The organism is Streptomyces sp. NPDC035033 (assembly GCF_040636735.1).
Taxonomy (GTDB): domain Bacteria; phylum Actinomycetota; class Actinomycetes; order Streptomycetales; family Streptomycetaceae; genus Streptomyces.
On the sequence record NZ_JBEZUZ010000007.1, the window covers coordinates 103,221 to 114,382 of the forward strand.

Consider the following 11,162-nt stretch of genomic DNA (forward strand, 5'->3'; position numbering starts at 1 on the left):
GAAGCCTCCTGAAACGTCGAAAAGGGTACGAACAAGGCAACTCCCCCGCGGGCCGTCAGGAAACTCCGCCGAACGGGCCATCTCGCCCGAACGGGCCCTCTCGTCCACCGCGGGCCGCCCGCTCACCGGGGGGAGGCCAGGCGCTGGATGGCGGACATGGGCACGGGGAGCCAGTCGGGGCGGTGACGGGCCTCGTAGACGACCTCGTAGACCGCCTTGTCGGTCTCGTAGGCGCGCAGCAGCGCCGGGTCCGTCCGGGGGTCCGCCCCCGCCACCTCCGCGTAGCCCGTGCAGTACGCCGCCCGGCACCGCGCGGCCCAGTCCGCGTTCCAGGGCCGGTGGGTGCGGGCCGCGTAGTCGAAGGAGCGGAGCATGCCGGCGACGTCCCGGACGGTCGGCTGCGGCCGGCGGCGCTCGTCGAGCGGTTTCGCGGGCTCGCCCTCGAAGTCGATGACGGCCCACGCGCCGTCGGAGCCGCGCAGGGTCTGGCCGAGGTGCAGGTCGCCGTGGATGCGCTGCACCGCGCCCGCCCCCTCCGCGTCACCGGCCGCCGCGAAGACGGCCCGCAGCCCGGGGACGTACGGCAGCAGCGCGGGGACGGCCTGGGCGGCGGCGTGCAGCCGCCGGTCCATCGCGGCCGCCAGCCCCTCGGCCTCGGCCCGTGCGAGCCGCAGGGTGGGCAGGGCCTTCGCGAGGGCGAGGTGGACCTCGGCGGTGGCCCGCCCGAGCGACCGCGCCTCCGCGGTGAACTCCCGGCCCGCCGCCAGCGCGTCGAGCGCGAGCCGCCAGCCGTCCCGCGAGTCGCGCAGGTACGGCTGGAGGACGCCGAGCGTCGCCGCGCCCGACTCGAACCAGGCCACCGGCGCGGGGACGCGCGAGCACCCCGCCCGGTCGAGGGCGAGCGGCAGCTCCAGGTCCGGGTTGGCCCCGGGGCTGACCCGCCGGAAGATCTTCAGGATGTACGCGTCGCCGAACACCAGCGAGGAGTTGGACTGTTCGGCGTCGAGGACCCGGGGGGCGAGCGCCCCGGGCAGCGGACGGGTGGCGTGGAAGCGGAGCGGACCGGTGCGGCCCGGCGTGCGCAGCCGCTCGTACAGGAGCCCGGCGAGGCGCGGGTCGCGCAGCCCCTCGTAGACGGCGCGGCCGGCCAGCGGGCCCTGCCGGACGCGCCCGATGAGGGCGGGGGCGAGGCGCGGCGGCAGCTGGGTCCGTACGCCGAGGAGGAGCTGGTAGCAGTCGGCGGGCGCGCCGGCCGGGCGGCCGGGCTGTTCGACCCGCAGGAGGAGGTGGAGGAGACCGGGGCCGGCGCCGTCCAGGGGCAGCAGCTCGGTGGCCGCTTCCAGCGTGAATCCGGTGACCCGGCGCCCCTTGCCCGCGAACCAGCGCTGCCGGGGCAGCCATTCGTGGAGCAGGGGCGCGAGGGACGGAAGGAGGGCGTCCGGGGCCCGGGTGGTGGATGCGGTCTCCGGCATGGCATCGCGTCCTTTCCCCGGGGCGCGCAGTTGGCTGTCATAGGCGTTCAAATGCGCAGATTGTCCCGGATGGCGGCTGGGGCTGTCCGGATGTGCGGGACGTGTCGGAAAGGGAAGATCCGTACGGATGGACCCGGAGGGGGCCGGATCGTGTGTGGGACACAGTTCCCAGAGTGGGACGGAGGAAACCGCCCCACCCCGGCGGAGGCCTGAACGGCCCCCTCGTCAGGCCTTCTTCATGCGGAACCAGTAGAAGCCGTGGCCCGCCAGCGTCAGCAGGTACGGCAGTTCGCCGACGGCCGGGAACTCCACCCCGCCGATCAGCTCCACCGGCCGCATCCCGGCGAAGCGCCGCAGGTCGAGCTCGGTCGGCTGCGCGAACCGCGAGAAGTTGTTCACGCAGAGCACGAGATCGGCGTCCTCCCCCTCCTCCGGAGCGGCCTCGCGGAGGAAGGCGAGCACCGCCGGGTTGGACGCCGGGAGTTCGGTGTACGTGCCCGTCCCGAAGGCCCGGTTCTGCTTGCGGACCTCGATCATCCGCTTCGTCCAGTGCAGCAGCGAGGACGGCGAGGCCATCCCCGCCTCCACGTTGGTCACCTGGTAGCCGTGGACCGGGTCCATGATGGCCGGCAGGTAGAGCCGGCCCGGGTCGCAGGAGGAGAAGCCCGCGTTCCGGTCCGGGGTCCACTGCATCGGGGTGCGCACCCCGTCCCGGTCGCCGAGCCAGATGTTGTCGCCCATGCCGATCTCGTCGCCGTAGTACAGCACCGGGGAGCCCGGCAGCGAGAAGAGCAGCGCGGTGAACAGCTCCATCTGCTTGCGGTCGTTGTCGAGGAGCGGGGCGAGCCGGCGCCGGATGCCGATGTTGGCCCGCATCCGCGGGTCCTTGGCGTACTCGGCGTACATGTAGTCCCGCTCCTCGTCCGTGACCATTTCGAGCGTGAGCTCGTCGTGGTTGCGGAGGAAGATGCCCCACTGGCAGCCGGAGGGGATCTCCGGGGTCTTCGCCAGGATCTCGGAGACCGGGTACCGGGACTCGCGCCGCACGGCCATGAAGATCCGCGGCATGACCGGGAAGTGGAAGGCCATGTGGCACTCGTCGCCGCCCGCGCGGAAGTCGCCGAAGTAGTCGACGACGTCCTCCGGCCACTGGTTGGCCTCGGCGAGCAGCACCGTGTCCGGGTAGTGGGCGTCGATCTCCTTCCGGACCTCCTTCAGGAAGGCGTGGGTGGCCGGCAGGTTCTCGCAGTTGGTGCCCTCCTGCTGGTACAGGTACGGCACCGCGTCCAGCCGGAAGCCGTCGATCCCCAGGTCGAGCCAGAACTTCAGCGCCGACAGGATCTCCTCCCGCACCGCCGGGTTCTCGTAGTTGAGGTCCGGCTGGTGCGAGAAGAAGCGGTGCCAGTAGTACTGCTTGCGGACCGGGTCGAAGGTCCAGTTGGAGGTCTCGGTGTCGACGAAGATGATCCGGGCGTCGGCGTACTGCTTGTCGTCGTCCGCCCAGACGTAGTAGTCGCCGTACGGGCCGTCCGGGTCGCGCCGCGACTCCTGGAACCACGGGTGCTGGTCGCTGGTGTGGTTCATGACGAAGTCGATGATCACGCGCATCCCGCGCTGGTGCGCCGCGTCCACGAACTCCACGAAGTCGGCGAGGTCGCCGAACTCGGGGAGGACCGAGGTGTAGTCGGCGACGTCGTAACCCCCGTCGCGCAGCGGGGACTTGAAGAACGGCGGCAGCCACAGGCAGTCCACCCCGAGCCACTGGAGGTAGTCCAGGCGGGAGGTGATGCCCTTCAGGTCGCCGACGCCGTCGCCGTTGCTGTCCTGGAAGGACCGGACGAGGACCTCGTAGAAGACGGCCCGCTTGAACCACTCGGGGTCGCGGTCCTTGGCGGGGGTGTCCTCGAAGGTGTCGGGGACGGGATCGTTGACAGTCATGAGGTGGGTGACCCTCCGGTCTGCGGGGACGGTCGCAGGACGAGCACGTGCGCGGGCGCCACGCCCGGTTCCAGGCGCACGTAGGCGTTCCTGCCCCAGTGATAGGTGGAGCCGGTGAGCTCGTCGCGCACCGGCACGGTCTCGTGCCAGCCGAGACCGAGTTCCGGCATGTTCAACGAGACCGTCGCCTCCTGGGTGTGGTGCGGGTCGAGGTTGACGACCACCAGAACGGTGTTCGAACCCGACGTCTTCGAGTACGCGATCACCTGCGGGTTGTCCGCCTCGTGGAAGGTCAGGTTCCGCAGCCGGCGCAGGGCCGGGTGACGGCGCCTGATCCGGTTGAGGGAGGTGATCAGCGGAGTGATCGTCGCGCCCGAGCGCTCCGCCGACTCCCAGTCACGGGGCCGGAGTTGGTACTTCTCCGAGTCCAGGTACTCCTCGCTGCCCTCGCGCAGCGGGGTGTTCTCGCACAGCTCGTACCCGGCGTAGATCCCCCAGGTCGGCGAGAGCGTCGCCGCGAGCACCGCCCGCACCTCGAAGGCCGGCCGCCCGCCCTCCTGGAGGTAGGCGTGCAGGATGTCCGGGGTGTTCACGAAGAAGTTGGGCCGCATCTGCGCCGCCACGTCCCCGGACAGCTCCGTCAGGTACTCGGTCAGCTCGTCCTTGGTGTTGCGCCAGGTGAAGTACGTGTACGACTGCTGGAAGCCGACCGCGCCCAGCGTCCGCATCATCGCCGGCCGGGTGAACGCCTCCGCCAGGAAGATCACGTCCGGGTCCTTCGCGTTGATCTCCCCGATCACCCGCTCCCAGAACACCACCGGCTTGGTGTGCGGGTTGTCCACCCGGAAGATCCGCACCCCGTGGTCCATCCAGTGCCGCAGGATCCGCACGGTCTCCGCGACGATCCCGTCCATGTCGGCGTCGAACGCGATCGGGTAGATGTCCTGGTACTTCTTCGGCGGGTTCTCCGCGTAGGCGATCGAGCCGTCCGGGCGGTGGTGGAACCACTCCGGGTGCTTCTCCACCCACGGGTGGTCCGGCGAGCACTGGAGCGCGAAGTCCAGCGCGATCTCCAGGCGCAGCTCGCGCGCCCGGGCCACGAAGGCGTCGAAGTCCTCGATCGTCCCCAGGTCCGGGTGGACCGCGTCGTGCCCGCCCTCCGGCGAACCGATCGCCCACGGCACGCCGACGTCCTCCGGGGACGCCGACAGCGCGTTGTTGGGGCCCTTGCGGTGGGTCTCGCCGATCGGGTGGATCGGCGGCAGGTAGACCACGTCGAAGCCCATCGCCGCGATGGCGGGGAGCCGTTCGGCGGCCGTGCGGAAGGTGCCCGGCACCGTACGGCCCTCGACCTTCCGCACGCCCTCCGAGCGCGGGAAGAACTCGTACCAGGAGCCGTACAGCGCCCGCTCGCGCTCCACCAGGAGCGGGAACGCGGGGGAGGAGGTGACCAGTTCGCGCAGCGGGTGCCGGTCCAGGGCCTCGGTCACCCGCGGCGCGAGCGCGGCGGCGAGCCGGGCGGCGGCCGGCCGGGACCCGTCGCGCAGCGCGTCCGCCGCCGCGAGCACCGCCTCGCGCCCGCCGCCCTTCTTCGGGACGCCCTTCGCGGCCCGCTCGTGCAGCTCCGCGCCCTCGGCCAGGACGAGTTCGGAGTCGATCCCGGCCGGGATCTTGATCTTCGCCGCGTGGCGCCAGGTCGCCAGCGGGTCGCTCCACGCCTCGACGGTGTACGTCCACAGGCCCTCGGCGTCCGGGGTGACCTCGGCACCCCAGCGGTCGGTGCCCTCGGCCAGTTCGCGCATCGGGGTCCACGGCCCCGGACGGCCGGTCGGGCCGGTGAGTACGACATTGGCGGCGACCGCGTCGTGGCCCTCGCGGAAGACGGTCGCCGACACCTCGAAGGTCTCGCCGGCCACCGCCTTCGCGGGGCGCCGGCCGCAGTCGACCAGCGGGCGGACGTCCAGTACGGGAATGCGTCCCATGAGCGGATTCACAGCATCACCTGACGGGTTACGGGGGTGCGGGTGGTGGTGCGCTCTTTCTAGCCGCGCCGGAGGCCGGTGGGTCGCGGGCATCGCCGCGCCCCTCCGCGTTCACTCGGATGGCGGGCCCACAGGGATGAAGACGGGTACGGGGAGGACGGATTCGGGGGTGACGGGGGAGAGCCTTCCCCGCGTTCTCGGGTGGGCAATCCGGCCCTTTGTTAACTACTAGGGCGTAGGAGGCCGGGCAAGGACCCGACCCGGACAAGAAACCCGTCCGGGCGCACCGGGACACACCGGATCTTCCGCCCGCCCTCGTTACCCTGACGCTGCCTCGTCACCGACCGCGGAAGGTGCGTGACCCCATGGAAGCCGTCGCCGCGCGGGCCGTCCTCCACTACGTGCTGACGGGCCGGTGCGGGCTTGCCGTCACGGGACTGCGCGCCCTCGAACTCGCCCGCGGCGACCTCGCCCTGCTGCCGACCGGCGCCCGCCACCGCCTCTCCGCCGCACCCGGCCGCCCCGGCGCGCCGCCCCCGCTCGATCCGGCCGGATCCACCGCCCTCGTCCACGAACTCGACGGCCCCGGACCGCCCGTCCGGCTCCTCAGCGCCCGGACCGACCGCCCCGCCCCGCCCCTCGCCGCCACCCTGCCCCGCGCCCTCGTGCTCGACCGCGCCCGCGTCGAGGCGGCCCCGCTGCTCCGCGACACCCTCGCCCTGCTCGCCGCGCCCGGCCGGCGCCCCGGCCCCGGCGACCGGCTGCTCGCCCTGCGGGCCTGCGAGGCGGCCCTCGCCCTCGCCGCGCCCCGGCGGCCGGACGGCCCGCACCGGCACACCGGCATCGGGCGCGCCCTCGCCGCCGTCGAGACCCGCTTCGCCGAGCCGTGGACCGTGGTGACCCTCGCCCGCGAGGCCGGGATGTCCCGCTCCGCCTTCACCGCCGCCTTCCGCGAGGCCGTCGGCACCTCCCCGGCCCGCCACCTGACGGCCCGGCGGATACGGGAGGCGGCCCGGCTGCTCGCCGAGACCGGGCTTCCCCAGTCGGCCGTGCCGGCCCGCGTCGGCTACCGCAGCCGGGTCGGCTTCCACCTCGCCTTCCGCACCGCCTACGGCACGACCCCCGGCGAGTACCGGGCCGCCGCCCCCCGCCGGCCCGCCTGACCCCCGAGGGGGCACGGGCGGACCGGCGGGCGCGCCCCGCCCGCCGCGAGCCCTCCGGACGCGCCCCCGGCGCCCCGTCCGCGCCCCCGGGCGCCCCGCCCGGCCGGGGGCCCACGCCCTAGGCTCGGTGCGGCACGCCGGGCGCACAGCGTGGTGCGTCCGCTCCGTTCCGTCACCGGCCTGCGAAGGTGGGACACGTGAAGGCAATCCGTCGATTCACCGTGCGTCCTGTCCTCCCCGACACCCTCCGACCCCTCGCCGCCCTCGCGGCGAACCTGCGCTGGTCCTGGCACGAGCCGACCCGCGCCCTCTTCGACACCCTCGCCCCCGAGGGGCTCTCCGGTGCCGACCCGGTGCGGGTCCTCGGCGCCCTGGAGGCCCCCCGGCTCGCCGCACTCGCCGCCGACCACGACTTCCTCGGCCGGCTCGCCGCCGCCGCCGAGGACCTCGACGCCTACCTCCACCGGCCCCGCTGGTACCAGGAGCGCGGCTCCGGCGACGGCCCCGCCGCCCTCGCCTACTTCTCGCCCGAGTTCGGCGTCGCCGCCGCCCTGCCCCAGTACTCCGGCGGGCTCGGCATCCTCGCCGGCGACCACCTCAAGTCCGCCAGCGACCTCGGCGTCCCGCTGATCGGCGTCGGACTCCTCTACCGGCACGGCTACTTCCGCCAGTCCCTCGGCCGCGACGGCTGGCAGCAGGAGCAGTACCCCGTCCTCGACCCCGGCGAGCTGCCCGTCACCCTCCTCCGCGAGCCCGACGGCACCCCCGCCCGGATCGCCCTCGCCCTGCCCGGCGGCCGCAGCCTCCACGCCCACCTGTGGATCGCCCAGGTCGGCCGCGTCCCGCTCCTCATGCTCGACTCGGACGTCGAGGAGAACGCCCCCGGCGAGCGGTCCGTCACCGACCGGCTCTACGGCGGCGGCAGCGAGCACCGGCTCCTCCAGGAGATGCTGCTCGGCATCGGCGGCGTCCGCGCGGTCCGCGCGTACTGCCGGCTCACCGGCCACCCCGAGCCCGAGGTCTTCCACACCAACGAGGGCCACGCCGGCTTCCTCGGCCTGGAGCGGATCCGCGAACTCCAGCGCGACGGGCTGGACTTCGACGCCGCCCTGGAGACCGTCCGGGCCGGCACCGTCTTCACCACCCACACCCCCGTCCCGGCCGGCATCGACCGCTTCGACCGGGAGCTCGTCGCCCGCCACCTCGGCGACGACGGCGCCCTGCCCGGCCTCGACACCGGCCGGATCCTCGCCCTCGGCGACGAGACCCCGCTCGGCGGCGAGCCCGGCGTCTTCAACATGGCCGCCATGGGCCTGCGCCTCGCCCAGCGCGCCAACGGCGTCTCCACCCTCCACGGCGCCGTCAGCCGGGAGATGTTCGCCGGACTCTGGCCGGGCTTCGACGCCGAGGAGGTGCCGATCGCCTCCGTCACCAACGGCGTCCACGCCCCCACCTGGACCGCCCCCGAGCTCACCCGCCTCGGCCCCGACCCCTCCGACGCCGAGCTGTGGGAGCTGCGCCGCACCCTGCGCGCCCGGCTCGTCGCCGACGTCCGCGAGCGGGTCCGGGCCTCCTGGCGGCAGCGCGGCGCGGCCGCCGCCGAACTCGGCTGGACCGACTCCGTCCTCGACCCCGAGGTCCTCACCATCGGCTTCGCCCGCCGGGTCCCCTCGTACAAGCGGCTCACCCTGATGCTCCGCGACAAGGACCGGCTGCGGGCGCTGCTGCTCCACCCCGAGCGGCCGGTGCAGCTGGTCGTCGCCGGCAAGGCCCACCCGGCCGACGACGGCGGCAAGAAGCTCGTCCAGGAGCTGGTCCGCTTCGCCGACGACCCGCGCGTGCGGCACCGGATCGTCTTCCTGCCCGACTACGGCATGGAGATGGCCCGCGGCCTCTACCCCGGCTGCGACGTCTGGCTCAACAACCCGCTGCGCCCCCTGGAGGCGTGCGGCACCAGCGGCATGAAGGCCGCCCTCAACGGCTGCCTCAACCTCTCCGTCCTCGACGGCTGGTGGGACGAGTGGTTCGCGCCCGAGTTCGGCTGGGCGATCCCCACCGCCGACGGCGCCGCCGCGGCCGACGAGGAGCGCCGCGACGACCTGGAGGCCGCCGCCCTCTACGAGCTGATCGAGCGCCGGGTCGCCCCCCGCTTCTACGACCGCGGCGCCGACGGCGTCCCCGCCGCCTGGACCGCCATGGTCCGCCGCACCCTCACCGACCTCGGCCCGAAGGTGCTCGCCGACCGGATGGTCCGGGAGTACGTGGAGCGGCTGTACGTCCCCGCCGCCCGCGCCCGCCGGGCGCTCACCCCGGACCGGGCCCGGGAGCTCGCCGCCTGGAAGGCCCGGGTCCGGGCGGCCTGGCCGGGCGTCTCGGTGGACCACGTGGAGATCGGCGACGACCTCGCCGAGACCGGCGCCGAACTCGGCGCCACGCCGGGGGTCCGGGTCAGGGTGGCGCTCGGCGGCCTCGCCCCCGACGACGTCGAGGTGCAGGCCGTCACCGGCCGGGCCGGCGCCGACGACGTCCTCACCGACACCCGCGCGGTCACGCTCAAGCCGGCCGGCGGCCCGGACCTGGAGGGCCGGCAGCCGTACGCGGGCACCCTGGAGCTCGACCGCACCGGCTCCTTCGGCTGCACCGTCCGCGTGCTGCCCGCCCACCCGCTCCTCGCGCACCCCGCCGAACCGGGCCTGATCGCCCTGCCGGAGGAGGCCGGGGAGCCGGCGGCCGAGGGCGCGGGGGTCCTCCTGCGGTAGCCGGGGCCGCGGTCCGGTCCGGTCCCGGCGCCGGGACCGGACCGGGCTGCCTAGGCTGGAGCGCATGATCAGGGTGCTGCTCGCGGACGACGAGGCGATGATCCGTGCCGGGGTGCGGGCCATCCTCACCACCGACCCCGGGATCGAGGTGGTCGCCGAGGCGGGCGACGGCCACGAGGCCGTGGAGCTGGCCCGGCTCCACCGGCCCGACGTGGCCCTCCTCGACATCCGGATGCCCCGCCTCGACGGCCTCGCCGCCGCCGGCGAGCTGCGCCGCGTCCTGCCGGACACGGCGGTCGTCATGCTCACCACCTTCTCCGAGGACGACTACATCGCCCGGGCCCTCGGCGGCGGCGTCGGCGGCTTCCTCCTCAAGTCCGGCGACCCGCGCGAACTCATCGCCGGGGTCCGGGCGGTCGCCGCCGGCGGCGCCGCCCTCTCGCCCACCGTCGCCCGCCGGGTCATCGACACCCTCGGCGGTGAGCGGCTCACCCGCGCGGCCACCGCCCGCGCCCGCCTCGCCCCGCTCACCGGCCGCGAGCGGGAGGTCGTCTCGCTGCTCGCCGCCGGCTGCTCCAACCAGGAGATCGCCGCCCGCATGCACGTCGTCGAGGGCACGGTCAAGGCGCACGTGAGCGCGGTCCTGGGCCGGCTCGGCCTGCGCAACCGGGTCCAGCTCGCGGTCCTCGCCCACGAGGCGGGGCTCGTCGCCGACGGGGACGCCACCGGTGCCTGAGACCTCCCCGGCCCGCCGGCGCCTCTTCGACCTGGCGCTGTGGCTGATGCTCTGCGTCCCGGTGCTGCTCCGCTCCGACCCGAACGACGGCGGCTCCTGGCTCCAGGTCGCCGCCGGCGTCGTCGTCCTCGGCGGCTGCGTCGCCGTCAGCCGCCGGTGGCCGCTGCTGCCGCTCGCGGTCACGGCCGCGGCGAGCCTGCCCGCCTCCCTGGAGCTGTTCACCCCCTCGTACAGCCTCGCCCTCGTCGCCTTCGGCTACCTCGCCGGACGGCGGCAGGACCACACGCGCGGCTCGCTGTGGCTCTTCGGCGCGGTGGCGGCGGCGGGGCTGCTGCTCACCCGGCTCACCGGCACCTCGCTCGGCCCCTGGTTCACCCTGCTCCTCGCCCTCGCGCTGGCGATCGTGGCGCCGTGGCTGGTCGGCCGGTACGTGCGCCAGTACGACCGGCTGGTGCGCAGCGGCTGGGAGCTGGCGGACCGGATGGAGCGGGAGCAGGCGGCGGTGGCCGACCGGGAGCGGCTGCGGGAGCGGTCGCGGATCGCCGGGGACATGCACGACTCCCTCGGCCACGACCTGGCGCTGATCGCGGTGCGGGCGGGCGCCCTGGAGGTGGATCCGGGGCTCGGCCCCGAGCAGCAGCGGGCGGCGGGCGACCTGCGCCGGGCCGCGGCGGCGGCGACCGAACGGCTCCGGGACGTCATCGGGGTGCTGCGGGAGGAGGGCGCCGGGGCGCCGACGGCCCCGCCGGACGAGACGGTCGGGGAGCTGGTGGAGCGGGCCCGGGCCTCGGGGCTCGACGTGACGCTGAGCGGCGGCCCGGACGCCCTGCCGGGGATGGCGGGCCGGGCGCTGCACCGGGTGGTGCAGGAGGGGCTGACGAACGCGGCCAAGCACGCGCCCGGCGCCCCCGTCGCGGTCGAGGTCCGGGAGGCCGGCGAGCGGGTGACGGTACGGGTGGCGAACGGGCCGGGCGCGGGGTCCGGGCCGCCCGCCTCCGGCGGCTCGGGGCTGGTCGGCCTGGACGAGCGGGTCCGGCTCGCGGGCGGCACCCTGACCCACGGTCCGGCGCGCGGCGGCGGGTTCGCGCTGACGGCGGTGCTGCCCCGGCGGG

The 11,162-nt window shown here is 74.8% G+C and carries 7 protein-coding genes; 4 read left to right on the forward strand and 3 right to left on the reverse strand.

The genetic code is table 11. From position 1 onward, the window contains the following. Positions 1-122 precede the first annotated feature (122 nt). The 3 genes from AB0E83_RS05495 to AB0E83_RS05505 form a co-directional block, all read right to left on the reverse strand. A complete protein-coding gene (locus tag AB0E83_RS05495; RefSeq protein ID WP_362106264.1) occupies positions 123-1,472 on the reverse strand; it encodes a maltokinase in 1,350 nt (449 codons plus the stop codon). Positions 1,473-1,697: 225 nt separating this feature from the next. Beyond that, on the reverse strand, positions 1,698-3,410 hold the full coding sequence (treS, locus tag AB0E83_RS05500; protein ID WP_362106267.1) for a maltose alpha-D-glucosyltransferase: 1,713 nt from the start codon (positions 3,408-3,410) through the stop codon (positions 1,698-1,700). Next, complete coding sequence (locus AB0E83_RS05505; RefSeq protein ID WP_362106270.1) at positions 3,407-5,392, reverse strand: alpha-1,4-glucan--maltose-1-phosphate maltosyltransferase; 1,986 nt, start codon at positions 5,390-5,392, stop codon at positions 3,407-3,409. The genes treS and AB0E83_RS05505 overlap by 4 nt, the downstream gene beginning before the upstream one ends. Positions 5,393-5,757: 365 nt before the next feature. Here AB0E83_RS05505 and AB0E83_RS05510 point away from each other — a divergent pair, with 365 nt between their 5' ends. The 4 genes from AB0E83_RS05510 to AB0E83_RS05525 all read left to right on the forward strand — a co-directional run. Next, a complete protein-coding gene (locus AB0E83_RS05510) occupies positions 5,758-6,555 on the forward strand; it encodes an AraC family transcriptional regulator (RefSeq protein ID WP_362106273.1) in 798 nt (265 codons plus the stop codon). Positions 6,556-6,752: 197 nt separating this feature from the next. Continuing rightward, positions 6,753-9,314 carry an alpha-glucan family phosphorylase gene (gene glgP, locus AB0E83_RS05515; protein ID WP_362106276.1) on the forward strand — a complete coding sequence of 854 codons (2,562 nt, stop codon included), beginning with the start codon at positions 6,753-6,755 and terminating at the stop codon, positions 9,312-9,314. Positions 9,315-9,378: 64 nt separating this feature from the next. Beyond that, positions 9,379-10,050, forward strand: coding sequence for a response regulator transcription factor (locus AB0E83_RS05520; RefSeq protein WP_362106279.1), 672 nt, complete (start codon positions 9,379-9,381; stop codon positions 10,048-10,050). Then, positions 10,043-11,162: histidine kinase (locus AB0E83_RS05525; RefSeq protein ID WP_362106282.1), on the forward strand; the 1,120-nt coding region annotated here is incomplete at its 3' end. The genes AB0E83_RS05520 and AB0E83_RS05525, both read left to right, overlap by 8 nt.

Excerpts from the sequence above, each read along its gene's own strand:
- AB0E83_RS05505 (WP_362106270.1), bottom strand. The coding sequence starts at position 5,392 with ATGGGACGCATTCCCGTACTGGACGTCCGCCCGCTGGTCGACTGCGGC.
- treS (WP_362106267.1), bottom strand. The coding sequence starts at position 3,410 with ATGACTGTCAACGATCCCGTCCCCGACACCTTCGAGGACACCCCCGCC.
- AB0E83_RS05495 (WP_362106264.1), bottom strand. The coding sequence starts at position 1,472 with ATGCCGGAGACCGCATCCACCACCCGGGCCCCGGACGCCCTCCTTCCG.
- AB0E83_RS05510 (WP_362106273.1), top strand. The coding sequence starts at position 5,758 with ATGGAAGCCGTCGCCGCGCGGGCCGTCCTCCACTACGTGCTGACGGGC.
- AB0E83_RS05520 (WP_362106279.1), top strand. The coding sequence starts at position 9,379 with ATGATCAGGGTGCTGCTCGCGGACGACGAGGCGATGATCCGTGCCGGG.